Below are 24,114 nucleotides of genomic sequence, written 5' to 3'. Positions count from 1 at the left end.
ATAACCTGGAAAAGGGTGGTTCATTCCCCTTTGTTTTCTCTAACCAAATCGATGGTTTGATTGCTAAAACACAACCCTTTTTTCTCCAATCATTGAAACGAGTCGATGATCCCCATCTCAAGCTGAAGAGCCAATCTCCCCCCCTGCCAGAGATTGGCTCCCACACGCAGAAACTATCCACAGTCCATGATCTTGTCGCCTTCATCCTTTTTCCCCATCCGTCGTCAATCCACTTACTCTCCCTTGAGCGAACACCCCATTTTTCATGGGCATGTTTCGGTTTAGGGATATAAATCATTTCTCCCTGAACATACTTTTGAATTTCTAAAACAGCTTTTCTGGCAAAACTGCCTCCGCTTTGATGTAGGCCACTTGCGCCACTCCTTATTCTTTGATAGCAAATAACAGGCTTTGCATGTGTCGGCGCCGACTCCGGCATCTTCTTTTTCCTGCCTTGTCCAGCACCTCCTTGCCAATAAATAAAAAACGCCTAATGAATCTTTCTCAAAGATTAATTAAGCGTTTCATTCCCATCTACATGACGGGCCACCTTCGCTTGTAGTGAAATCACTCCACACGTACAAACTCCAAGTTGTCAAAGTCGGCCCAATTACCGGCTTGAGCGTCGGAATATACCCCGACATGTACCGTACCACCCCGCACCTTGATTTTGGGGGAGGTCATCTGTTTCCACTTGTCGGGCAAGGCATTTCTTCCAATGTCGGTTACCACGGACCCTTCACCATGATTGTGACGGGTCACCTCCAAGGTCAATTTTCTTTGCCCGCCGCCAGAGCGCACCCACACGCGTGCAACATACGTTCCATCCGGCAAATTAGTGATTATTTGATATGTTTTATGTTGGTAAGCACGGTCAGACCAATGTACCAAATCGCCCTTGCCCTTATAGGGATAATCCGTGGCAATGGCGTGAATCGGCCCTTGGCCCGCAGGATTCCAACTGAGCCAGTTCGTAAGACCATTTTCAAACCCGCTGTTTTTCAACACGTTTACCCCGATGAGCCGCTTGGAAGCATTAGTGGCAGGCTTTTGCACCGTTGAAGCTTTTGCCACCGTCGCACTGCTTGTCCCTGCCGGTTGCGTTCTTCTTTCTGCTTGGTCGCGGCTTAGCGCCTCCGCTGTCGTTTTTGCCTTGTTCGCGACCATCGAGTCGGTCTGTTCAGCTGCGGATTTCTCGCCTCCCTCCACTGGGGTTGTATCTTTCATGTCTTTTGTTTTTTCCGGTTCACTTACTGCCGTCAACTTCCCCTGCGCTCCCGTCTCGATCCCCATTCTGTACACCCAGAGCTTCGGGTGAAACTGTCGGTTTTGGGCGATGACCGGCTTAGGTGGTGTTTGCGATTCAGGCGCCCTTGCTGCTTGTTGACTGGCACTCTTCCACTGCATGGCAAAATACCCTCCACCAGCCACAACTGCGATAGCCACTGCACCAATCAACACGGGTTTCAGTGGGATCGCCGCCAATCCTTCCCCCACCTTTCCTATCACGTCCAATCCGGAGAAAGGAGCCGATTTTTTACTCGTTTCTTTGATAAGATGGCCTGCACCTTTTTGGGACGTATCAAACCCCTTCAAGGAGGAGAACGCTGTTTCCTGTGGTGCCTTATTCCTCACAAGGCTCCTCCTTTCTTTCATCTAGAGTTTCTTACCAATTAATATTCATTATAATATTTTTTCAATAGGGAATAATTCGATCGTTATTGACAACCTGTTGTCATTTCTTCAATGCACCCCATCCTCAACCAGCGGATAAGAGAAAAAATTTTTTCCTCCGAATATTATAAATCAATTTACTATATGCATTTTATCATTTATAATACAAGTGTCCAAACACTAGCTTTCACATCTGCAGACGCGTCAATCCGTTCCAGTCAAAACACCGCAACCCAATCTATCACATCATCTCAGCTTTTCACGCAGCCACCATCAACATGAATCACCAATCTACCAATCCTGAAGGAACCAACATTTCTGCTGACGTTGCGAGAATCGTCGAGACTCTCCAACGCCTTGTCCAAGACACTGCCAAAGCCGAAGATGTTCAACAAAAGTTGGACGAGGTCGTTAAATCGACCCAACATCTCTCGGCACAGGTGCAAAAGTTGTCCAAGGAGTCTGGCGATGGGCTCCAGCAGCTGACCAAGCTGCTTGGAGACGTTCGTGCTCAAATCTCGGAACAGGACAAGCAACTGACCGAGATCATGAGCAAGCTTTCCCAAGCGTTCATTTCAATTGGGAACAGCCTCGCTCCGAAACCTGGTGCCAGTGGTGCGAACGCTTCAACTGCAGCCAAGCCAGCCTCTGGAAAAAAACTCGCTGACTACGAAGCGTTTTTCAGAGGAATTGGTCAGTGCAACTCCGTCGAGCAGATCACCGAGCTGATGCTTCAGCACTTGGGCAATTGCGAAGTAGATGAGGTCACCAAACTTCTTGAGCTTCAGAGCAAGCTTCTGACGCTCAAGAAGACGGTGGAGGAGACCAACAAGGCCGCAGTAGACACCGCCAAAGGCCAACGGGATATCCAAAAGATCGATGTGGACATCCAAAAGGCCCATGTGGACATGGACAAGGCCCGAAAGGATATGCAAAAGGCAGATCACGACATGAAGTACACCAAACGGAACTTGATGATCGCTGTCGCTACCGTATTGGTCGCGATTGTCACTGCGATCAACCTTTTCATCTACTACCATGTCACCTGGCCCAAGGTCTTTGGACAGAGAAACACCTGAATCACAACAGCATCAAGCTGTGATTCTGTTGAAATGCGCACGTTCCTTCAGTGAGTATGAAGATGTAGCAAATCGTTTCAGCAATCGTTTCTTGTCTTTTTTCAGCAAACAAACATAACAAAAAAACAAAAAAAAAGTGCCTGCGGTGGAACATTCGATAAAAGAATGGACTGCTCGCAGGCCAAACTTATGTCTTCGTTTCCCAAAAAATACAGCTCATTTTTGCACGATTCCTTGGGAACTGCACTCCTTACTCATTCATTTAATCTTTTTTCTTTCAATCAGGCATTCCATTAACCCTCATTTACATCCACCTTACGCAGCTGCTCCGTTATCAGCAGTCAAGCGCGTTGCCATCCTTCAGAACCCTGGCAAAGCTTATCACTGGTAAAATTTATGGGAAGAGTGGTAAAACCGTATGACATTCTCCAAAAATCCTTTGGCCGATCCGGTGTTGGTCACCACCCCTTACAAACAGGGACAAACCCTCAGCAAAGGCGAGGTTCGCGCTTTGTTCGCCCATCCGAACCGCCCCCTTCATGTGGACTTGGGCACGGGAAAGGGACGATTTTTAACCCAATCCGCCCGGAAACACCCCAAAACCAACTGGATCGGCATCGAGAAAAAACCAGAACACCTATTCCAAGCCCTACGACAAAGAAAGATCACACCGTACAGCAACCTGCGTTACATATGGATGGATATCGCACAATTGCCACAAATCTTCACACCGGGACAGGTAAACCGCTTCTACTTGAACTTCAGTACACCGTGGGAAGAAAAGGTACACGCCAAAAAACGATTGACCCATCCTCGCTTTTTAAAGATTTATCGCGATCTGCTATCCAGCCACGGAGATCTCATCTTCAAAACGGATCATACCGGCTTTTATGACTTCTCCATGGAAGCGTTCGCCAAGTCAGGCTGGGAAGTGTTGGAACAGACGGATGATCTTCTTCACAGCGAGTGGTACGATCCGGATGTGATGTCGGAGTGGGAAGAGATCTCCATTGACATGGGTTATAATATTTTTTACGCCCGAGTGGTTCCTCCGCGATAAAAAAACATCCTACCCCACTATCGTCCCCAAGAAAAAACCACCCTTCTCCCAACGGGAAAAGGATGGCTTCTGTTAAACAATTCTGTGCAACTTACCACGCAACCCGGATAATCAACCCTTTGGGATCGCCGACTTCCAGATACGCAGCTTGATTGTTCACATCATCATAAGGGAATCCGTAAGCCAAACGGTCGATGCTGTGATTATGCCAAAAAGCCGCATAATGGTTAGCGGGAGCGGGATTTGCGGGGTTTTGCGGCCCGTTCCACTGGTCATCGTAGCCATTGCGGTTCAGATTGGCGCAAGTCCGAGGATCGGCGGCTGCACCAATACAGCGGAAAATGTCCTGTGTCGGTATCGGAGTAACACTGGCGAAGTAATTGCTATGTTCACGTCCAGGAGCAAAAGGTCCGTAAATGGGGGCAACAATGCGATAAGGAGCTTGCAATGAGGCTAACGATTTGAATTCTGAAGGCACTTCATTCACATATTTGCTAAATAAGCCTGCACGGGTCTCCGACTCAAGTTCACCGACTGTTCTGTCATAGTTTCCTGCTTTATTCACCAATCTGTGTTGAATAGGGAATCCAAATCCGTCCACACGAGTGGTATTGCCATGATAGCCGGCATCATCCACTGTAAACTCTACAAAATCCAAGAAAACATCTAAGTTGGGATCAGTGGGGTTGTTGAAGTCCGGTCCAGCAAAGCCGTTGTCATATGTTTTGATGTAACACGGCGATCCTACGCAAAGAAACATTCTACCAGAAGTGATTTTCGGCAGGCTGACCCACTCGGCATCACTCACTCTGTGATAAATGTTGGCATAGTTCACGCCATTTTTCGTCAAATGCCCAGGGGCGTCGTTCAATGCAGTGGAGATTGGATGCAGATAGCCATTCAAGTCCAAATAGCTCCAACGGCCTGTGGCCGGATCAATACCAATGACACCCCAATAAATTTGATCGTCACTATAAGCACCATTGGTTCCATTCATCACTTTCACTGTCATGACGCCATTGCCAGTCGGAGCAGGAATGGAAGACGCCGGAATCGATCCGACTGAAGGAGATGCGGCTGACGTAGGGGAAGTGATGGACAAACTCATTCCTAGCAAAGCGAGACCCAAACAGAGCGAGAGGAATCTCTTTTTGAACATCCACTTGACCTCCTTGTGATTCTCCTTGAAGAAATGCTTCATCCATGATTAAACGCATAGATGCGAATAACCATGAATCAGTAAAAAAATAATATGATATTCCAAATAGTTAGTCAATAATTTCTTTTTAAATATCAATAAAAAAGTGATCGTTTTACAATTTTTGCCGACGATAATCTGCATTTTTTTGTCATTCTCGCCAATTATGCCAAAACACCATTTTAATTTTTAATGGTTTCTTCACAAAAATTTGATTTAGAATATTTATAACAAAATCTTTTTATGATATATTTTCCTTATTTCAAAATCATATCTTTCAAGATTGTTGGGAGGCAGTAATCATGGCGCAGCAACCAATTAGAAAAAAACTGTTGTGCAGAGGTTCGCAACTCCTTACGGCGTTTGGAATGCTTTTGCTAACCGGAGCCGGGATGCTTTTGTTTGCTGAAAGCACCTTTGCTCACGGTTATATCGAGGCACCTGCCAGCCGTTCTTATCTGTGCAAACAGGGCCAAAACGTCAATTGCGGCCAAATCCAATATGAGCCGCAAAGCATCGAAGCGCCAAAAGGATTTCCGAACGGCGGGCCGGCAGACAACAAAATCGCCAGCGGCGGTGTCCGGGGAGATTTTGCAGAGCTGGACGTTCAAGCGCCGGATCGCTGGACAAAAGTCAACTTAAATGGTGGCGAACAAACCTTCAAATGGATGCTGACCGCAGCACACGCCACGTCAAATTGGAAATACTACATCACCAAAAAGGGCTGGAAGCCTGAAATGGGCTTAACCCGAGCCAATCTCGAATTGTTTTGTACGCATGACTTCGGTGGCAAACGCCCCTCTGCCATCGAAGAACACAAATGCAATGTGCCGACTGACCGCAGCGGTTATCACTTGATCCTCGGTGTTTGGGAAATCGCCGACACGTCGAATGCTTTTTATCAAGTCATTGATGTAAATTTGAATAACAACGGCACCCAAGACAACCACAAAGATCAAACGAACAAACCCGACGAAAAAAAGGACACAACTCAGCAACCACCCATACCACCTAATACAAATACCCCTGAGAAAAAACCGACCGATTCCGTTAAAACAGATTGGAAAGCGTACCACGATTACAAAGTGGGCGATATCGTCACCTTCAATGGCACCACATACGAATGCATCCAGGCCCATTCCTCCCTGCCAAATTGGCAACCGTCTATCGTACCAGCATTGTGGAAACCCATTGCCGACAATCAGACCCACCATCATCACAACCATCAAAAATACCAGAAGCCTGCAAACACAGAACCAGAAGATAAAGAGCAAGGACTGTTAGAAGAGATTAAACGATTGATGAAGAAAATCAATGAATACTTGGCAGATAAAGAAAAAACACCGGCTGAAGATACACAGCAAAAGCCAAATCCCGATGAAAACAAAAAAACAAACACGGATGAAAACAAACAGCCCAATACTGACGAAAATAAAAAGCCATCGACCTCACCCGTTCAACCAGCCACCGTTATTGAGAATGGACCCCGCACCGCCAAACGGATCGCCCTTACTTTCGATGACGGGCCAAACGCGCAATTCACTCCGCAAGTTCTTGATATCTTAAAAGAACAAAAAGCGAAAGCAACCTTTTTCGTGCTGGGAAGCAGTGTCAAGAACCATCCCGACCTTGCCAAACGAATTGTGGATGATGGTCATGTGATCGCTAACCACTCTTGGAATCATCCTCATCTCCCACAAATCGCCAAAAAAGACGTTGCCAAGGAGCTGGATCGCACCCGAGACATTGTAAAAAAGGTGACGGGAAAAGAGATGAACCTGATGCGCCCACCTTATGGGGAAGTGAATGACGAAGTATTGTCCACGCTTGGAGAAAGAAATTTATCTGTGATCAAATGGGATGTGGACACCGAAGATTGGAAGGGCAAATCACCAGAAGAAATAGTGCAAACAGTGATTTCCAATGCACAAAACGGAAGCATCATCCTCATGCATGATGCCGGAGGCGACCGTACAAGCACCGTACAAGCCTTGCGTACCCTCATTTCCCAGCTCAGAAGCCAAGGGTATGAACTTGTCACCGTGAACCAATTGCTGGGCAAACCGGCTTACAAATAAAAAACTTCATCGGATATCCCTTCATTGAAAACAAAACCCACCTCTTTCGCATAAGCGAAAACGAGGTGGGTTTCGGCGTTTCATCCGGTCAAGGTTGCAGCTTTTGAATCAATTCAACCAGATCGTTTAAACCGCTGATCATGGCAGATATGGTGACCGCGACAGCGGCGATATGTCCATAGTTGATCTGGAATTCACCCAATTTTTTATTTAGCTTGATCAATTGGTCCTTATCGATTTTTCCATGCTTCAACTGCTGTTCAACCTGCTCGGACAAATGGTGAAGCTCTTTGATCGCTCCCCTTGCCTTGGATTGAAGGGCTCCAGATGATGGATGCTCAACCATGCGAGCCCGTTTAAACAACTTAACCGGACGTCTATTGAAAAACACGGGTTCCTGAACCGGTTCATCGGCTTGGCAATCCTCATTCAGAGTGTGAAAAGCTAATTGATCTACCACATCTACCGACTCGTTTGGTTCATGCATTCTTTTATCTTTTTTTAACGTGCATTCAATTGATCTATTCTCTTCCTCTTTTATGTATCCTGAGATTTGCTCCAGTTCCACACGAAACTGCGCCAGCCGTTCACACCAAGCCAATCCCTGATCTGGATCAATGGTAATGCTGCTCATATTGCACACCCCGTTCATCTATCTATATATGGTAAACAGCCCGATTACATTATATCAGAAGAATATTCTTATTCGGATAGTTTTACAGCCGTAAACAAATTCATCCATTAAGTATACCAACAAATTCAACCCACTTAGATAAATGATTTTATAACCCACGACGAATTGTCATCTCCAAATTGGGTCACAATTTTATTATAAACAACGTTTTCAACGCAAATGGGGAGCGACAATGAGATCCATATTTAGAGGAAGAAAAAGACGAAAAAGCGAGCAAACTGCCAAAGTGGAGGACACTGCCACGCGCGTGTCTTCTTCTTTGCAGGAAAATATCGATACCATAAAAGAAAAACTTTGTCATTCGCAGGATTTGGTTTTCCGTTCCATCGAGTTCAATGGCCAAAAAGGCGTTCTTGTGTTCATTGAAGCCTTAACGGATCAAAGCCAGGTGCAAAAATCAATCATTAAGCCTCTGGTAAAAGTCCGGGAAGGCAAGCTGGAAGAAGTGATCATCGCAACTTATCTGCAACAAACGGAGAGCTTCGATAAAATCATTGAACATTTGGTGCGCGGAGACAGCATCTTATTGTTTAGCCGATCCGAACAAGCCTTCATCGTCGGAACAGACGCCACTGAAAAAAGAAACATGGCTGAACCCGACAACGAGACCGTGGTTCGCGGAGCGCACGACGGATTGGTGGAAAACATCAGGGTAAATCTGTACAATATCCGCCACCGAATCCAAAATCCAAATCTCACGGTGAAATTTTTCCGCGTAGGAACGGAGACCCAATCCAAACTAGTTATGCTCTATATGCGCAATCTGGCCCACCCTGATTTGGTGAAAGAGGTTGAAAAGAGGATCAAAGCGATTCGGACTGACACCATCATCTCACCCGGTTTTATGACAGAATTTATGGAGGACCGCCCGGCGTCCCCCTTCCCTCAGGTATTGTATACGGAAAGGCCCGACCGGGTCGTCTCCAACCTAATGGAAGGGCGCGTTGTCATGTTGGGAGAAGGTGATCCCACAGCCGTCGTGCTTCCCGTAACATTATTCGCTTTTTACCAAACACCGGACGATTATCACAGCCGGTGGATGATCGGATCGTTTGTCCGATTTGTAAGGCTGATGAGTTTTTTGATCGCTTTTTTGCTTCCTTCTTTATATATCGCCATTGTAGAGTTTCATCCCGAAGTTCTCCATATTTCATTAATTTATAGCATGAAAAGCTCGATTGAACATGTTCCGTTTCCCGCCATCATCGAAGCTTTATTGATGGAGTTAACCATTGAATTGATACGGGAAGCGGGAATCCGGCTCCCCAGCCGTGTCGGGCAAACGATTGGTATTGTCGGCGGTCTGGTCATTGGGGACGCGGTTGTCCGGGCGGGATTAGTTTCCAATACCATGTTAATTGTTGTCGCGCTCACGGCGATCTCTTCGTTCGTGGTGCCATCCCACGAGATGAGCACAGCTATCCGGGTGTTGCGGTTTCCACAAATGCTGGCTGCATTCTCCTTCGGTTTTTTTGGCATTGTGGTAGGAATGGTCATTATCTTCATGCACCTGGTTAAGCTTGAGTCTTTTGGCACGCCATACTTAGCACCCTTTGCGCCGCTTCGCGTCAAAGACATGAAGGATACCTTTATCCGGCTGCCTATTTGGAAATTGAATCAACGCCCACATGACCCCCATCCCCAACGCATGAAGCAAGAGGAGCCATCGAGAGGATGGAAAGATGATGAAGATAACTGATAACACCATTACACAAGGGCAATTTATGTTTTTGGTTTTGCAAACTCAGATTGGGGTGGGTGTGTTATCCCTGCCCCATCAAGTCCAATCTGAGGCGAAAGGTGCTGGCTGGATATCTATTTTAATCGCTGGGTTGATCAGCCAACTGGTCATTTTGCTCCTCTGGGCATTGGTCAAGCGTTTTCCTTACTCAACGATCTACGAATTTCTCCCAAAACTGTTTGGAAAGTTCGCAGGCACCATTCTGGGATTGGCATATGTATCGTATGCCCTCTTTACCGCAGCGGATATCCTCGTCTTGTTCAGCGACATCGTCAGCCGTTGGATATTGCCTGCAACCCCGAGATGGGTAGTCATATTGATCGTGATCGGCACTTGCATGTACATGGCGGTGGAAAACCTGCGCACCATCTCCCGCTTTTTAGTGGCAACAAGTATTTTGATTCCCGTTTTCTTGGCATTGACCATTTATTCGCTGACGGTTAACATCCATCCGGATTACATCTTCCCGCTGACGGAAGCAGGGTGGCTCAATATTATCAAAGGCTCGCAAAAAGCGTTCTTTTCCATGGTGGGGTTTGAGCTGATCCTATTGGCTTATCCTTTTGTCGAAGGGAAGAGCGGCGGGAAACTGAAAGCCATTTCCTTGGCAAACTTGATCGTCACTCTCTTGTACGCCTTTATGACATTCACCAGCTTAGTCATCTTCAGTCCCAGAGAGATCGAAGTGATTCCTGAACCCCTTTTGTACATATTAAAGAGCTTCACTTTCAATGTTATTGAGCGCATTGATTTGATCTTTTTGTCCATCTGGAGCGTGAGCGTATTCACCACGTTCATCTCTTACATCTTTATGAGCATGATGGGCCTGGGACAATATTATCACAAAGGGAATCATAAAAAAGCGGCGTGGTGGGCGGGCATTATTTGTTTCATACTTGCCATGTGGGCTGGGCAACCTGAGAAGATCCAGTTGTACGACAAAATCTTCTCGATTGGGAGTTTCATCATGATTATTGCGGTGCCGCTTTTGCTACTGGGATGGTCTTATCTGTTCAAAGTGAAAGGGGAGACAAATGCATGAAGCGAATCATGTTGCTTTTGGTCAGTGTCAGTCTCCTGTTTTTGCCCGGATGTTGGGATCGATCCTCTTTGCGGGACGCCCGTTTAATCTATGGGATGGGATTTGACCAGGCGCCGCATGGAAAAGTGAAAACAACCATCGTGATCCGCAACATGCCCTCTGGGGATATCAAAGCTCCTTCAAATGAAGTTCACAGCGTGATTGGAAACACGGCACGCCAGACACGCGATCTGCTGGACAGCAGTATCTCTGAAAAACTGGAAACTTATAAGGTGAGGGCATTATTGTTCGGGGAAGGAATCGCTAAAAAAGGGATTTTCCCCCATCTGGATGTGTTTTACCGTGATCCCCGCGCCTCCCTCAACTCCCGGATAGCCATTGTTGACGGAGAAGCCAGCGAAGTATTCTACCTGCGCCGCGTGGGTGATACCTTGATTGCCGAGCATGTGGACGAAGTGTTGGAAAGCGAAGAAGAAGCCGGTGTCCTCCCCAGGACCAATGTGCAAAGCATTTGTTCCCTGCTTCTGGAACCGGGGCAAGACTTCCTGATCCCGCTGTTGAGAAAAACAGGGAATGGCGAAGTGGCCGCAGTGGGAACGGCCCTATTCCACGGGGACAAATGGACAGGCGAGTTAAACCGGAGAGAATCCGTTTTGTATTTGATGCTGATCAATGAAATCACAAAGAAGGCACAACTGACGTTAAAAATTCACCCCCAACACGGGGAAAACCCCACCAGTTACATCACGATCGACATGCTCAAGCCCCGACTGAAGAGAGAAGTGAAAATCTCCTCTAGCGGAGGGATCGATGTCACTTATTCCGGCACGGTCTATGCGAAAGTGGCCGAATTTCCGGAAGACCGTTTGGCTGATTCGGGGCGTCTGGAACAGCTTAACCGTGAGTTGTCCCGCGCATTGACCCTTGAAGTCAAACACATGTTGGACAAAATGCAGCGGGCGAACTGTGATGCCTTGAGCATCGGGCGTCATCTCGCTGCATTTCATCCCGAATTCTGGAAGAAACAAGATTGGGAAAAAGATTATGCCAAGGTTCGTTTCCATCCTCAAATAAAAGTCAAAATCCTGGAAACAGGGATCATTTTTTAGCTGCCTAAATCAGGCGGCTGTTTTTTTTTGCTAAAGGTTTGTTCTCCCCGTTGGATTTCGCCGGGAGGCATCTGATCGACGATGATGCTGACATCAACCCTTTATCTCGAGCGTTTCCCCTTTTTGTCGCAATGCCTCAATCCAGGCCAATTCATGTTCAACCTGGGACTTTTGAAAACGAATGACTTCAATCACAAAAGGCTTTTTAGGATGGGTAGTTTCAATATGGCGGTAGAAGTCAAGCTTTTTCTGCAACACTTCTTGTCTCTTCATAAGAATCTCCTGTTGCATATCTTGTTCCAACCAGTCAAACAATGCCACTCGCACCAAAAATTCAGATTGGTTGGCAGCCAATTTGCTTGGGAATTCCCGGATCATTTCATTAAATATCTCTTCCCCGACATCAGTTATAAAGTAGACATGTCGATTTGGTTTGCCTTCAACCTTGACAACTTCTTTGGAGATGGCTCCCATCTCCAGAAATCGGCGCAAAGTAGGGTACAACAGGTTATTATTGATTTCAAATTCCTCACCGAGCGCCTCTTGAATGTTTTTCTTTATCTCATAACCATGTTTGGGGCCTGTCAGGAGTTGTCCCAAGATTAAAATCTCTGCATACACTGTCATCACCCATTCTGAATTCTTTGTGAAAATGGTTTTCTGGCACTTATTTAATATGTTAAATTAACATAGGTTGGCATATGTATATTTAACATAGGTCATTTTAACACAAGGAGGGATTGTCATGCGTTCAACGAGTAAAACCATCCTTTTGCACGAAATATCCAAGCTCAATTCAAAACTGGACCAATGGAACCCTTTTTCCTGGTATAAACAAATGAGAGAACATAACCCGGTGTTTTATGATGCCGAACAAGACGTCTGGAATGTGTTTTTGTATGATCATGCCAAACGCGTGCTTTTTGATCACCAGCTATTCTCCAACAAAAAAGAACGCAGTTTAATTCCCGTTCCCAGAGTGAATAACCGAAGCAATGTCAATTTTTGCGATCCACCGGAACACCGGCATCGCCGAGCCCTCCTCGCCCAAGCGTTTACACCTCGAAGCCTGAAAGAATGGGAACCGCGGATCCAAGCCATTGCTGACGAGTTGGTCGCAGATATGGAAGGTCAGACGACGGTGGACATTGTGCAACAGCTGGCTATTCCCCTGCCCGTGATTGTCATCGCCAAATTGTTGGGTGTCCCTTCCCAAGACAGAGAAAAGATCAAAGCCTGGTCAGACATTCTCTTTTACCCCTATGAGAGAGAAACGTTTGGTGACATCGCCGACCAGAAAGCGCGAGCCATGAAAGAATTTCAAGAGTACTTATACCCTATCGTGCAAGAAAAACGGAAACATCCCGCCGATGACATCCTCTCTGACTTAACGAAAGGCGAACAACTGACAGATATGGAAGTGGTGATGTCCGGCATAGGACTCTTAGGCGCGGGAAATGAAACCACAACCATGCTGATATCTAATATGTTTTACTCCATGTTGTTTGACCAACCAGGCATCTATCAGGAGATGCGAGCCGATTCAACAGCGATTCCCAAGTTGGTTGAAGAAGTGTTGCGCTACCGGTTTCCTGTTGCCATAGATCGCCAAGTGGCTCAAGATACCACCGTCTTTGGGCACAAGATGAAAAAAGGACAGATCATCATCGCGTGGATGGGTTCCGCAAACCGAGATGAATCGCAATTTGCCAATGCAGAAACATTCGATATTCACCGCCCTAACAATCAAACGCATCTAACCTTTGGTGCCGGCCCGCATTTCTGCTTGGGCGCTCCGCTGGCTCGTATGGAAGCGAACATCGCTTTGTCCACCTTTGTAAAACGGTTTGCCGACATTCGCCCGGTGGAAGCGTTTGACGTGACCGAACACCTGATTCAATCGGCCACAGGCCAATCCCTGAAGAGTTTGCCGATCTGCGTAGAAACGGCTTAAACGCTTGTTTGTCCGTATAACAATCACTAGTCAACTACTCCAAACCATTTTGTGAATGCGGGATCACTGGCTGGTGATCCCGCTTTACAACTTCACAACTTCACTCTTTGCAACCTTAATGCATTTAACACAACCGAGACAGAACTAAGCGCCATGGCAGCACCGGCAACCCAAGGTGCGAGGAACCCCAACGCGGCCACAGGGATACCGATCACATTGTAAGCAAAGGCCCAGAATAGGTTTTGCTTAATGTTTCTCATCGTTTTCTTGCTCATTAACATGGCGTCGGCGACACTGTTTAAATCTCCGCGGATCAGCGTGATGTCAGCTGCTTCCATGGCCACATCTGTGCCTGTCCCCATCGCCATGCCGATATCTGCCACAGCAAGAGCTGGTGCGTCATTAATCCCATCTCCGACCATGGCCACTTTCCTTCCGCTTTGTTGCAGCTTTTTCACTTCTTCGGCTTTCCCCTCAGGCAACACCTCAGCCAAGACCCGGTCAACTCCCACTTCCTCACCAATGGCTTGCGCCGTCCGCTGGTTGTCCCCCGTGATCATGATCACTTCGGCTCCCAAGTCTTTTAAACGGCGAATAGCTTCTTTGGAAGTCGCTTTCACCGTATCTGCAACAGCCAGCAAACCGGCATACTGCTTGTCAACAGCGACCAGCATAGCTGTTTTTCCAGCGGTTTCAAGCTGAGACATCCGGGGTGAAATCTCTTCTACATCTACTTGATGTTGTGCCATCAACTTCCTTGTCCCGATCAAAACTTCTTTGCCTTGAACTGTTGCACGCACCCCAAAGCCGGGGAGCGCTTCAAATGCTTCCGCACGTGCAATAGAGATTCCCTTCTCTTGAATCCCTTCCACAATCGCCTCCGCCAGTGGATGCTCTGAATGTTTTTCTGTCGCCCCAACCAAGGCTAGAAATTCCGTTTCGTCCATTCCTTCAGCCAGAATCACATCCGTCAGTTGCGGCTTGCCCATCGTGATCGTCCCTGTTTTATCAAGAACAACCGTATCGATTTGTTGGGTCATTTCGAGATGTTCCCCGCCTTTGAACAAAACACCCAGCTCCGCCGCCCGTCCGGAACCTGCCATGATCGAGGTGGGCGTGGCCAAGCCCAAGGCGCAGGGGCAGGCGATCACCAGCACAGCAATCGCTTTTTCAAGAGCATTGGCGAATTGCCCTGGATCGACAAGCAAAAACCACACCAGAAACGCAACAGCAGCTATCGCAACCACAATCGGCACAAACACCCCTGAAATCCGGTCCGCCACCCGTTGGATCGGCGCTTTTGATCCTTGGGCTTCTTCTACCACTTTGATGATTTGCGCCAATGATGTGTCCTTCCCCACCCGGGTCGCCTTCACAACCAAGCGCCCATGTTTGTTGATCGTGGCACCGATCACGGAATCTCCGATCCGTTTTTCAACGGGGATGCTTTCCCCTGTCAACATGGATTCGTCAACAGCTGATAAGCCATCAACTACTTCCCCATCAACCGGAATTTTCTCTCCCGGCTTGACAATCAGCAGGTCACCGACTCTCACTTGTTCTATCGGAACGCTTTCCTCTTTGCCGTCACGGACCACCAACGCCGTCTTCGCTTGCAATCCCATGAGCTTCTTGATCGCTTCGGAAGAGCGACCTTTGGCTCGAGCTTCAAACAGTTTGCCAAGAATGATCAGCGTGATAAGAATCGCGCTGGTTTCATAGTACAATTCCATCTGATGCGTGCCGTGCCCTATCGATTGAACCGTTAGATAGATACTGTAAAAATAAGCAGCCGACGTACCGAGCGCCACCAACACGTCCATGTTGGCGCTTTTGTTTCGCAACGCTTTATACGCACCAACATAGAAATGTCCGCCGATAATAAACTGCACCGGTGTGGCCAGAGCAAGCTGAAACCATGGATTCATAAACAGCTCAGGTAACCAAATCCATGAAGTGAACGTAAAGTGGCTCACCATCGCCCACAATAACGGAAAAGAAAGAATAACTGAGAATAAGAACTTTCGTTGCTGTTTTTGGATTTCTTTCTGCCGCTGATCCTCTTGATTGCCTTCATCTTTAACCTTCGCTCGGTAACCCAATTGTTCTACTTTATTGATGAAGTCTTGTACATTTGCTTCATCGGGTTGATACTCGATTCTGGCTGTTTCCAAAGCGAAATTTACTGTTGCTTTGGTTACGCCAGGCACTTTGTTTAATCCCTTTTCGATCCGATTTGCACAAGCGGCGCACGTCATGCCGCTTAACTCGAGTTCAGCCGTTTCCTTCACTGTCTCAAAACCCAGGGACGCAATCTTTTCTTCCAGTGCCAAGAGGCTGACAAGCTCCGGATCATAAGAAATAGTGGCCTTCTCCAAAGTGAAATTCACATTGGCTTCAGTCACTCCATCCATTCGTTTCAGGACTTTTTCGATCCGATTGGCGCAAGCAGCGCACGTCATGCCAGATATCCGTATGTTCGCTTGTCTAGTGGACATGCTCCAATCCCCTTTCGCGGCTCCAACATACCGCTATGGGGTATATTGGAGCCTAAAAAAATGAGCCCTCCAATAAGAGGCGTTACATCACATCGTATCCTTGCTCCTCAATCGCCTCTTTAATCCGATCCACGCTTAGGTCATTCTCATCAAATTCCACAGTTACGATCTTGCTGGCCAGATCAACCACGGCATGCGCATGCAGTTTCTTCAATGCGCCTTCAATCGCATTGACGCAATGGCCGCAAGACATGCCTTCTACCCGCAATTCAACTTTTTTCATTTTGCTTCTCTCCTTTTATCTCATCGATAACGTTAGTGTCTCCATCCTACCGGTCTACTACGCAACTTTACACATGAATTCAAGCAGAATGCTCCCCACACTGTTTCTTGCAACTAGATTTCACTAGGTCAAATCGGGTACGATTCATTGCGTGTTCTCTGCTCACCTTCAATATACTATACCCCCATAAGGTATGTAAAGGCGTGTTGTTCAATTCGTATGTTGTCCATGCCCTTCCTGTTTACAATCAGCAGGCTTCTCCTTGTTCAACATGATTACCACACGCGTTCCTTCATTTAGGTTACTTTGGATTTCTACCGTCCCTTCATGCGCTTCGACCAGCTTTTTCACGATCGTAAGGCCAAGCCCGCTACCACCCGACTTTCGGCTACGCGACTTGTCCACGCGATAAAACCGCTCAAACACTTTTGCCGTCTCTGAAGCGGGAATTCCCACACCTGTGTCTTTCACAATGATGTATGCTTTGCCGTCCTCTTCTTTCACCTCGATGGAAACCGTTCCGCCTGGTGGTGTGAATTTCAAAGCATTGGACAACAGGTTAATCAATATTTGCATGATCCGGTTCCGATCGACACATACGGGGATCTCAGTCGAAATTACCTTCTTCAATTGAATGTTCTTTGTCCGAAATGCGGTTTCCATCGCTTTCATACTTTGCTCGACAATCTCTCCCAAACACTCTCTTTTTTTGCGCAATGTGAATCCGGGTGATTCCACATTGGTTAATTGCTCCAAATCTCCAACCAGATGAATCAATCGCTCCAATTCTTCGTGGCAAGACCGGATTCGTTCCGGCGTCGGTTCCCAGATGCCGTCCTCAAACGCTTCCATGTGGCTCTTTAGGGTCGCAAGTGGCGTCCGCAGCTCATGCGCGATGTCCGAGGTCAGCATGCGCCTTAATGCTTCTTGTTTTTTCAGTTCCTCCGTCAAATGATTCAATGCTTGTCCCAGCTCAGACAATTCGTCTTTGCCTTCCAAATGGACCCGCATCTCCAAGTTCCCCTTGGTGATTTTCTCCGCCGCCTTTCTCATTTCAATCAAAGGGGCAGCAATCTTTTGGGCGACATAAAAACTGATCACTACGGCCAAGATGATCGTGCCCACCGACGTCCACACAATCGATTGAATCAAGGCCTGTTCGAAGTGATGGCTTAAATTGATCACTTGCGGATTGGGCAACGGAATCTCTTTTAAAAACAAGGACAAATGATAATGCATGCCCATGATGAATATGGCAGCAGACAAACAGATCATTCCTGACGCCACCCAAACAAAGGCCCACGCCAAACGCTTTTTCAATCAACTCCTCACGGGAAAAGGAGCGATCGGGATGACGGGCAAGGATCAATAACAACTTAAACTCAGCTGGTGTTAAAGAAACCGCCTCTCCTCTTATTAACACTTCTTTCCTGTCCGTGTCTATCATCAACTCCCCGTCCCGGTAAGAGATACGCGACGCCAACAAGTCCTGATGCGAACGGCGCAAGATGGCTTTTAGGCGGGCCACCACTTCCCGGGGACTAAACGGCTTAATCACATAATCATCCGCACCTAAAGCAAATCCCTCAATCCTGCTCCCTTCCGAGATTTTTGCCGTCAACATCAAAATCGGAACAGGCGATTGCCCGCGGATGCGCTGACAGACCGTTTCCCCGGAAACATCCGGCAACATCAGATCCAGGATTACCAAATCAGGCGCTTCTTCATTAAACAACTTTAGTGCCTCAGTCCCGTTTGCCGCCTCCAGCGTTGCGTAACCTTCCTTCTCAAGGTAGGAAACCAACACTTCACGTATCTTTTCCTCATCATCCACAATCAAAATTTTTCTCATTTCTGATTCCCCATCTCCTTTTTTGCATTGGACAGCGGATCAGTTTCTCGCAAAAACGGCCCTGAAGCTACCATCCGCTCCGGGCCAAATAAACGCCTCTTTATTTCATCCACTGATCGCTTCAGTGATGGCCACCATGGCCGCCTCCATCCTCAGATGTAATTTCAAGCATTTGATCAATCATTCCTTGCGTGACAAAAGGAATCGTTTTGCTCGTACCTATCACATAGCCATGGTTGTACGGACCCACGGTGGGATCATCCTTGAATTTGGGTTGCAACCGCATGAGATATTCGTGCAGTTTATTTGAAAGACCTTCTCCATCCAAGATCAGCATCGGAGCATGTTTCCCCAGATGGGCAAAAGCGGCTGTGGGGATGGCCGCATCCACATGGTCAGCTCGATGAAACGTAAATCCATGCCCCGGCTCCGTCACACCCCAACCAAAGCCCGTATCCTGGTCTTTATATTGGGCAAACGCAATCGCATTCTCTTCCGGATTGGCCCCGCTGATACGAGTCACTTTGCCGTATTCTTTTAATTGCTCTTCCACCGCTTTGGATATGACTTGTTCTGGCCCCAATATGTAAATATTAGCTTTCCCCGCTCTTTTCTTCAATGCATCGACCGTCGGATTGGGGATGCTGTCTTTCTTCACATAAAGGAGGGATTCCGGCATGTGTGCAATCCAGTTGGCCGCAGGCAAGGTGTATTGCGGTGCGTCCAATGAGCCGACAATCACTCCTTCAGGGAGCTTGCCGCCGCTTGCTTCGGCGTAATATGCATCCAGTTTGTTCGCCATTTGCGCCGGTTCATTCCCGGCAATGCTGTCCACCTTAAACCCTTTTTCCACCAACTGCTGCTTTACATTGGTAGCGAAATCACCAATCAATATCACCTGAACGCCGTCATTTGCTGGGCTTCCCAATGGCTTTAATCTTTGAATCTCTTTCATCGTATCGGCCGGGATGCGGTCTTTCTCAGCATAGAGCAACGGACCGTTGTTAGGATGATGGATTAAGGTGACAGAAGGCAAATTCACATTCCAGTCCCCTTTCAATCCCAAAATCACGGTACTTGGCCGATTCTGATCCATGGTCGCCGGCCAAACGGTTTGTGAGGTTGTTACAGCCACCTTGACAGGATCATCATGGTTGACCCGTGTCACATTTTTCGTGTTTAGCGTAAGGAGGTTTTGCGTTACTCCTTGCTCCGTCACTCCGCTACTTCCATGACCCATCTTGCTATGATCCGTTCCTTGCATGTTGTTAGTATGGTTTCCATTATTGCAAGCCGTCAAAACGACAGCCATGCCCATCAGCAATTGAACGGACATGAGAGTGAGTCGTTTCATCTGACAGTTCCCCCTTTGGCATCATTATCACCACTGTATATATTCATGAAAACATCTTAAAACAAAAATATGAGATTCTTATGAAGATGAAGGTCATGGAAAGAAAGCAAAAAAAGGCGCCCGACAATGAAGTCAGGCGCCTTTTGGGAAGTGGGAGTAACCCAATATCTATTGGAGCCATAACGCAAGGAAACCGACTAACCTGTAAGACAGGAGTCGGTTTCTTTGCATCTGCACATATTAATAAATCAATTTTCTCCTGATTGTCCATTCAGCAATGAGCAAATTGACCATCCAACTCAGCCAAACGGCAATAGAATAAGCCAACCCATATTCAAGCTTAAAACCATGATGCGTGACGGCCACAATCATATAAATGGTCATATTGGCGAAGGAAAGAAATAAGCTACGAATGATCCACTTGGTGTGTTGAACCATGTTCTTCTTTCTGATCGATGTGTACCCAAGCACAGTGCTTACTACCCAGAGAGTGTTTAGCAATAGAAAGCCGATCGTGCTGGGCATGCCACCAGAAGCAAAGAAAGACACATATATGCTTGGAAAGAAATTCAACAGAATGGATAAGACATAGATTCTCCCGCTCCACGTGTGAACGGGCGCAAATTTGACACGAATCCGTTTGCTCAACCCGATCGGCCCCGCAATCAAGGCTACCAGAGCGAGCAGGATATGAGCCCGGATCATCAAGATCCAGATTTCTTGATTGGTCAATGCGACATCTTTTTTAGCTAAGAAAGAATGAAACGACGGGTCAACCATAAAATTTTTGGACAGAGTATGAAGTACCCACATCACTGCAATGAAACACAAGATGGCTATAAACAGTTTGCGCTTCATGAACACGACTCCTTATGCAAATGGGATTCATCATGATCAAGGCAACGCCATATCAGGACATCATACTCAATGATAAAGAAAATCAAATAGTTTAGAAAGTGTTATTTAACACCAAAGCATATACCACTTATACAGCATACCTTTTCATTTCTTCACCAAAAAGAAATGCTGTTTGGTGAAGAACATCAAAAAAGCGCCTTCTTATGTTTAAGAAGGCGCTTGCTTTGGTTGACAATATGGCTCGAAGCCGAATCTCTGTTTTTGGAAGGGGCGAACCCTTCATTTATTTTTAACCAGAGACGCGCGTTGACATCTGTTTTTCTTTTTGAATAAGCCGATCCTGCCACCCACTCAAAAATAATAAAACAAATGTAGAGCCCAACATGGCAGAGATGATATCCCAATGCGAATCCCACTGGTCCCCTTGCGTTCCCAAAAAGTCTTCCATGTTTTCGCCCATCAACCGTCCATAGAGAAATTCGAATATCTCATATCCTGCACTAAAAAACGTACTGATGCTGATAATAAAAAACCAGACCCAACCTCTGTGAACCAGGTTTCTTCTGATCAGGATTTCTCTGAAAAAAAGAGAGGGCAACACCCCTTGCAAGAAATGCCCCAACCGATCAAAATGATTCCTCGAAAAACCACAGGCATCTTTCAACATGTCAAACAAAGGCATGCTACCATATGTATAATGCGCCCCTATCAGCATTACGATCATGCCAACCCAAGCGAAAAAGTAAGTTAAGGGAGTAAAGGGCAGTGATCGATAAGTAAAAATGAGTGCCAACAGCAACAACACAGCCGGAATCATTTCATAAAACCACAGCTTGCGATCAGCCGGCTGAATCGCAGACCAAATCCACACCCCCAATACGGAGATGATCATCAAAATATACAAAACTCGCTCTCTCATCCAGCCGTCCTCTTCTATCCTCAGATTCAGTATTATATTGGGCAAAAAAGCAATAAATCATACAATTTTTCCTCCACGGCATGCAGAGCCATTTGCGCGATTTTGACAACCGGAGACAATCCATTGTCAATTGATGCTGTTAATTTCATTCATCCAGCAGGCACAAAAAGAGAAAGTCTACAAATCCGTAGACTTTCCTAAGCGAATCACCAATCTATGTCTTAGCAACAATCAATGCTATCACCCATTTGCCTCGCGTGACGCACTCTGATCCACACTGGCCACGTTGGTCTCTCTCTTTGGTTTGAGCGTGTATCGATAAATCCTGTCTGCTTCCGCCAGAGGGATATGACGCAATCCCATGCTTACTTTCACTTTCCCAGAGGCCACCGCAACCCGCACAGATGCCAAGTGTTTTTTTGCTTGCAACGCTGTTTGGCGCAGGGATGCCCATTGAACGCGCCCGCGTTTAATCAACGCCGTTTTGCGGGTCACCTTTCCAAATTGCAAGGTTAAAAAGTTCTCACTTTGATTCCAACCGATCTTCCGGTATTCCATCCACCCTGAGAAGAACAATCCCAGCGGGATGAGCGGAGCCGCATAATGATACAGGCCTGGTACAAACAACCAGACTGGAATGGCAAGAAGGCATCCCAGGATCAATGGAATCCCCATGTAAGAAAACTTCGCTTTCTTTGTGAGACGGTGCAAATGACTATCCACATGATATCCTGTTAAAGGTTCCAGCATGGACAGGGCCATATCTTTTTGAACAAAGGGAAGAAGAGTGATGTTTTTTTGTGTTTCTTTATCTTGTCCATTGCGAATAACAACCGCTTCGATTGACACATATCCCAAGAGGCGAGGCAATGGCCGCTCGATGATCCACAGGGCCTGAATACGGTTTTGGGCAATCGTCCGCTTTTTCTTTTCAAACAGCCCTTGCGTGATTTCAAGTTCCCCTTTGTCATTCTTATGCAACGTGAAGTCATAATCACTTGTAAAAGTCGTCAGCAAAGAAATGGCAAATGATAAAAACAACAGAATGACAAGCGTCAGGATGATCCAGTTTGCGCCAAACCAGCTAGATAAATAATGAATCAAAAGGTTGCGATCCGCCTCTTCCGTCACATCCAAATACTTGAAGAACCCGACAGACAGGAGTGTAAACACAGCCCCGAATCTAGGGGAGAAAAGGCTGTGCAAAATCAGGTCATTCTTAGACAACCGAATCACGGACTCCCCAAACGGATCAGCGGGCTTGTCTCCGGCTTGCGCCCCCAAAACCCCACGGATGCGCTTTTCTTCTTCGCTGGAGATGCAGCTGAGAGTGATACTGGACTCCTCTCCTCCGGCGAGTTCAATGGTTAAGGTTCGCGTGGAAAAGAAATGGTCATACACGCGCACGGTAGAATCGATCGATTGAATGCGATCTGGCGTCACCCATCTTTTCTTCGTTACAAACAACCCCGATTCAATATATATCGCCTGTTCGTGAATTTCGTAAGTAAATGATCGCCATCTTAAAAAAACAACAATCAAAAACAACATCAGCAGGACCACAACAGAAACAATCCCGATGGCTAAGGAGGAAATTTGCTCACTGATGTGTTGGTGCACATATAAAACGATTAGCGGAAACAGCCAAATAAATGAGAAAGACTCCTTCACAACGGTAACCATAAAATAGAGCATAGAAACAGGATGGAGGCGGTGCTTCACTACCTTTTCAGACTTGTTCATCGTCTAACCTCACATGCTTTTCGATCTCTTTACGGATAGAATCGGCTGTTTCTTCCGCTAGCCCCGGAATTTCATGACTGCCTGCAGCTGTCGATAAGATCACGGTGGACAAGCCATACTTTTTTAAAATAGGCCCTTGTTTTGCATCAACATGTTGAATTTTCCCCATGGGAATTAATATTTTCCGTTTAAAAAAGATGCCTTTTTCGATTTGGATACTGGTTTCGCTGATGCAATACCTCCATCGCTGATATGTCCACCTCGGCACAAAATAAATATCAAACGGTGCAGAAGCGATGGTCAAACTTATTGCAACAACGAAAATCCACATCGGCCAATCCCACTGAAACGTGCAGTAAAGCAATGCAAGGCAAATCAATCCATATACAAACAAAGTAATGACACCTTCTTGCTTTTTAGCCGCCACCATTTTTGGGTCCAATCGCTTAAATTGATCGTTACTCACTTAACCCTCTCCTCGATAGGCCTTTTCTTGTTGCAAGATCGAAGTTTTTCGACATTTACAACATGATTTTCCCTATTGTTTGCAATCTTGGTTTACACCTCGATCATCCCACTTTGTTTGCAATATTCCCGATTAAAACCGTTGCATAACCACTTTCGACAAGAATATCAATTTATAAATACATAAATATTTTAAAATCTATTTTTCCGCCGTCTCCAAAAACATATGAAACTTCCCTCTCATTACTTGAGACAACCATATCACCCCGCACAACATCGACACCGCTCCACTGACAGCTCCAACAATGGGAACGCCATAATGTTCATAAGCGTAACCACTTCCTAAATATGAAACTTGCATCACACCCGTATAGGAAGAATCATAGACAGCGAAAACCCGACCGCGGATCTCATCGGTGGTAACCAGCTGAACCATATAAGTGCTTAAGGGAATAATGACTCCACCGCAAACTCTCATTAAAAATAAACATAGAGCCCCATAATAAAAATCGG

Annotated in this window: 21 protein-coding genes and 2 pseudogenes; 8 read left to right on the top strand and 15 right to left on the bottom strand. The window is 46.5% G+C overall.

Annotated features, from left to right (window positions below; all coding sequences use genetic code 11):
- Positions 1–220 precede the first annotated feature (220 nt).
- Both NYR52_RS03665 and NYR52_RS03660 read right to left on the bottom strand, forming a co-directional pair.
- Positions 221–372, bottom strand: a pseudogene (locus NYR52_RS03665) (hypothetical protein); the annotation flags it as partial.
- A gap of 195 nt (positions 373–567) precedes the next feature.
- Positions 568–1,635, bottom strand: a complete 1,068-nt coding sequence (locus NYR52_RS03660; protein WP_259436306.1) for a carbohydrate binding domain-containing protein — start codon at positions 1,633–1,635, stop codon at positions 568–570.
- Positions 1,636–1,952: 317 nt separating this feature from the next.
- Here NYR52_RS03660 and NYR52_RS03655 point away from each other — a divergent pair, with 317 nt between their 5' ends.
- The gene (locus NYR52_RS03655; protein WP_259436305.1) at positions 1,953–2,753 is read left to right on the top strand and encodes a hypothetical protein; all 801 of its coding nucleotides are present in this window, start codon (positions 1,953–1,955) and stop codon (positions 2,751–2,753) included.
- A gap of 418 nt (positions 2,754–3,171) precedes the next feature.
- Positions 3,172–3,813: a tRNA (guanosine(46)-N7)-methyltransferase TrmB gene (gene trmB / locus NYR52_RS03650; protein ID WP_259436304.1), complete on the top strand. Its 642-nt coding sequence runs from the start codon at positions 3,172–3,174 to the stop codon at positions 3,811–3,813.
- A 91-nt stretch (positions 3,814–3,904) separates the two neighbouring features.
- On the opposite strand, the gene NYR52_RS03645 is transcribed toward trmB, so the two are convergent.
- A complete protein-coding gene (locus NYR52_RS03645; protein ID WP_259436303.1) occupies positions 3,905–4,972 on the bottom strand; it encodes a glycoside hydrolase family 64 protein in 1,068 nt (355 codons plus the stop codon).
- A 407-nt stretch (positions 4,973–5,379) separates the two neighbouring features.
- Here NYR52_RS03645 and NYR52_RS03640 point away from each other — a divergent pair.
- Together NYR52_RS03640 and NYR52_RS03635 are read left to right on the top strand one after the other, a co-directional pair.
- Positions 5,380–5,958, top strand: a pseudogene (locus tag NYR52_RS03640) (lytic polysaccharide monooxygenase); the annotation flags it as partial.
- Complete coding sequence (locus NYR52_RS03635) at positions 5,932–7,089, top strand: polysaccharide deacetylase family protein (protein WP_375163193.1); 1,158 nt, start codon at positions 5,932–5,934, stop codon at positions 7,087–7,089. The pseudogene NYR52_RS03640 and the gene NYR52_RS03635, both read left to right, overlap by 27 nt.
- A gap of 88 nt (positions 7,090–7,177) precedes the next feature.
- Here NYR52_RS03635 and NYR52_RS03630 read toward each other — a convergent pair whose 3' ends face one another.
- Positions 7,178–7,723 carry a hypothetical protein gene (locus NYR52_RS03630; protein ID WP_132219700.1) on the bottom strand — a complete coding sequence of 182 codons (546 nt, stop codon included), beginning with the start codon at positions 7,721–7,723 and terminating at the stop codon, positions 7,178–7,180.
- 232 nt (positions 7,724–7,955) lie between these two features.
- Here NYR52_RS03630 and NYR52_RS03625 point away from each other — a divergent pair, with 232 nt between their 5' ends.
- From NYR52_RS03625 to NYR52_RS03615, 3 genes are read left to right on the top strand one after another with little or no spacing between them, the layout of a single operon-like run.
- The gene (locus tag NYR52_RS03625) at positions 7,956–9,482 is read left to right on the top strand and encodes a spore germination protein (protein ID WP_259436302.1); all 1,527 of its coding nucleotides are present in this window, start codon (positions 7,956–7,958) and stop codon (positions 9,480–9,482) included.
- Positions 9,466–10,566, top strand: coding sequence for a GerAB/ArcD/ProY family transporter (locus NYR52_RS03620; RefSeq protein WP_259436301.1), 1,101 nt, complete (start codon positions 9,466–9,468; stop codon positions 10,564–10,566). Before NYR52_RS03625 ends, NYR52_RS03620 begins: the two co-directional genes overlap by 17 nt.
- On the top strand, positions 10,563–11,675 hold the full coding sequence (locus tag NYR52_RS03615) for a Ger(x)C family spore germination protein (RefSeq protein ID WP_259436300.1): 1,113 nt from the start codon (positions 10,563–10,565) through the stop codon (positions 11,673–11,675). Before NYR52_RS03620 ends, NYR52_RS03615 begins: the two co-directional genes overlap by 4 nt.
- A 93-nt stretch (positions 11,676–11,768) precedes the next feature.
- Here NYR52_RS03615 and NYR52_RS03610 read toward each other — a convergent pair whose 3' ends face one another.
- Positions 11,769–12,296, bottom strand: coding sequence for a PadR family transcriptional regulator (locus NYR52_RS03610; protein ID WP_259436720.1), 528 nt, complete (start codon positions 12,294–12,296; stop codon positions 11,769–11,771).
- Between the two features lie 124 nt (positions 12,297–12,420).
- On the opposite strand from NYR52_RS03610, the gene NYR52_RS03605 reads away from it, so the two are divergent.
- Entirely contained in the window at positions 12,421–13,629 is a 1,209-nt protein-coding gene (locus NYR52_RS03605) for a cytochrome P450 (RefSeq protein WP_259436299.1), read from the top strand.
- Positions 13,630–13,721: 92 nt separating this feature from the next.
- On the opposite strand, the gene NYR52_RS03600 is transcribed toward NYR52_RS03605, so the two are convergent.
- The 10 genes from NYR52_RS03600 to NYR52_RS03555 form a co-directional block, all read right to left on the bottom strand.
- Positions 13,722–16,127, bottom strand: coding sequence for a heavy metal translocating P-type ATPase (locus NYR52_RS03600; protein ID WP_259436298.1), 2,406 nt, complete (start codon positions 16,125–16,127; stop codon positions 13,722–13,724).
- A gap of 82 nt (positions 16,128–16,209) precedes the next feature.
- On the bottom strand, positions 16,210–16,410 hold the full coding sequence (locus NYR52_RS03595; RefSeq protein ID WP_022737913.1) for a copper ion binding protein: 201 nt from the start codon (positions 16,408–16,410) through the stop codon (positions 16,210–16,212).
- Between the two features lie 210 nt (positions 16,411–16,620).
- Positions 16,621–17,535, bottom strand: coding sequence for a sensor histidine kinase (locus tag NYR52_RS03590; protein ID WP_259436297.1), 915 nt, complete (start codon positions 17,533–17,535; stop codon positions 16,621–16,623).
- The gene (locus tag NYR52_RS03585) at positions 17,465–18,262 is read right to left on the bottom strand and encodes a response regulator transcription factor (protein WP_259436296.1); all 798 of its coding nucleotides are present in this window, start codon (positions 18,260–18,262) and stop codon (positions 17,465–17,467) included. Before NYR52_RS03585 ends, NYR52_RS03590 begins: the two co-directional genes overlap by 71 nt.
- Before the next feature lie 121 nt (positions 18,263–18,383).
- Entirely contained in the window at positions 18,384–19,616 is a 1,233-nt protein-coding gene (locus NYR52_RS03580) for a cell wall-binding repeat-containing protein (protein ID WP_259436295.1), read from the bottom strand.
- 240 nt (positions 19,617–19,856) lie between these two features.
- Positions 19,857–20,474, bottom strand: a complete 618-nt coding sequence (locus NYR52_RS03575; protein WP_259436294.1) for a DUF2306 domain-containing protein — start codon at positions 20,472–20,474, stop codon at positions 19,857–19,859.
- Positions 20,475–20,763: 289 nt separating this feature from the next.
- A complete protein-coding gene (locus tag NYR52_RS03570) occupies positions 20,764–21,393 on the bottom strand; it encodes a DUF2238 domain-containing protein (RefSeq protein WP_132219691.1) in 630 nt (209 codons plus the stop codon).
- 240 nt (positions 21,394–21,633) lie between these two features.
- A complete protein-coding gene (locus NYR52_RS03565) occupies positions 21,634–23,136 on the bottom strand; it encodes a PH domain-containing protein (protein ID WP_259436293.1) in 1,503 nt (500 codons plus the stop codon).
- Positions 23,123–23,602 (bottom strand): PH domain-containing protein, encoded by a 480-nt coding sequence (locus NYR52_RS03560; protein ID WP_132219689.1) that lies wholly within the window; start codon positions 23,600–23,602, stop codon positions 23,123–23,125. The genes NYR52_RS03565 and NYR52_RS03560 overlap by 14 nt, the downstream gene beginning before the upstream one ends.
- A 198-nt stretch (positions 23,603–23,800) precedes the next feature.
- On the bottom strand, positions 23,801–24,079 hold the full coding sequence (locus NYR52_RS03555) for a hypothetical protein (protein ID WP_375163172.1): 279 nt from the start codon (positions 24,077–24,079) through the stop codon (positions 23,801–23,803).
- Positions 24,080–24,114: the final 35 nt, after the last annotated feature.

The sequence above is a fragment of the Laceyella sacchari genome (assembly GCF_024927925.1).
Taxonomy (GTDB): domain Bacteria; phylum Bacillota; class Bacilli; order Thermoactinomycetales; family Thermoactinomycetaceae; genus Laceyella; species Laceyella sacchari.
This window is presented reverse-complemented; position numbering and strand designations above follow the sequence as displayed.

Bases quoted from the DNA above. Each gene is read 5' to 3' on its own strand.
- NYR52_RS03655 (WP_259436305.1), top strand. From the start codon at position 1,953: ATGAATCACCAATCTACCAATCCTGAAGGAACCAACATTTCTGCTGAC.
- trmB (WP_259436304.1), top strand. From the start codon at position 3,172: ATGACATTCTCCAAAAATCCTTTGGCCGATCCGGTGTTGGTCACCACC.
- NYR52_RS03645 (WP_259436303.1), bottom strand. From the start codon at position 4,972: ATGTTCAAAAAGAGATTCCTCTCGCTCTGTTTGGGTCTCGCTTTGCTA.
- NYR52_RS03630 (WP_132219700.1), bottom strand. From the start codon at position 7,723: ATGAGCAGCATTACCATTGATCCAGATCAGGGATTGGCTTGGTGTGAA.
- NYR52_RS03625 (WP_259436302.1), top strand. From the start codon at position 7,956: ATGAGATCCATATTTAGAGGAAGAAAAAGACGAAAAAGCGAGCAAACT.
- NYR52_RS03620 (WP_259436301.1), top strand. From the start codon at position 9,466: ATGATGAAGATAACTGATAACACCATTACACAAGGGCAATTTATGTTT.
- NYR52_RS03615 (WP_259436300.1), top strand. From the start codon at position 10,563: ATGAAGCGAATCATGTTGCTTTTGGTCAGTGTCAGTCTCCTGTTTTTG.
- NYR52_RS03605 (WP_259436299.1), top strand. From the start codon at position 12,421: ATGCGTTCAACGAGTAAAACCATCCTTTTGCACGAAATATCCAAGCTC.
- NYR52_RS03600 (WP_259436298.1), bottom strand. From the start codon at position 16,127: ATGTCCACTAGACAAGCGAACATACGGATATCTGGCATGACGTGCGCT.
- NYR52_RS03595 (WP_022737913.1), bottom strand. From the start codon at position 16,410: ATGAAAAAAGTTGAATTGCGGGTAGAAGGCATGTCTTGCGGCCATTGC.
- NYR52_RS03585 (WP_259436296.1), bottom strand. From the start codon at position 18,262: ATGAGAAAAATTTTGATTGTGGATGATGAGGAAAAGATACGTGAAGTG.
- NYR52_RS03580 (WP_259436295.1), bottom strand. From the start codon at position 19,616: ATGAAACGACTCACTCTCATGTCCGTTCAATTGCTGATGGGCATGGCT.
- NYR52_RS03575 (WP_259436294.1), bottom strand. From the start codon at position 20,474: ATGAAGCGCAAACTGTTTATAGCCATCTTGTGTTTCATTGCAGTGATG.
- NYR52_RS03570 (WP_132219691.1), bottom strand. From the start codon at position 21,393: ATGAGAGAGCGAGTTTTGTATATTTTGATGATCATCTCCGTATTGGGG.
- NYR52_RS03565 (WP_259436293.1), bottom strand. From the start codon at position 23,136: ATGAACAAGTCTGAAAAGGTAGTGAAGCACCGCCTCCATCCTGTTTCT.
- NYR52_RS03555 (WP_375163172.1), bottom strand. From the start codon at position 24,079: ATGAGAGTTTGCGGTGGAGTCATTATTCCCTTAAGCACTTATATGGTT.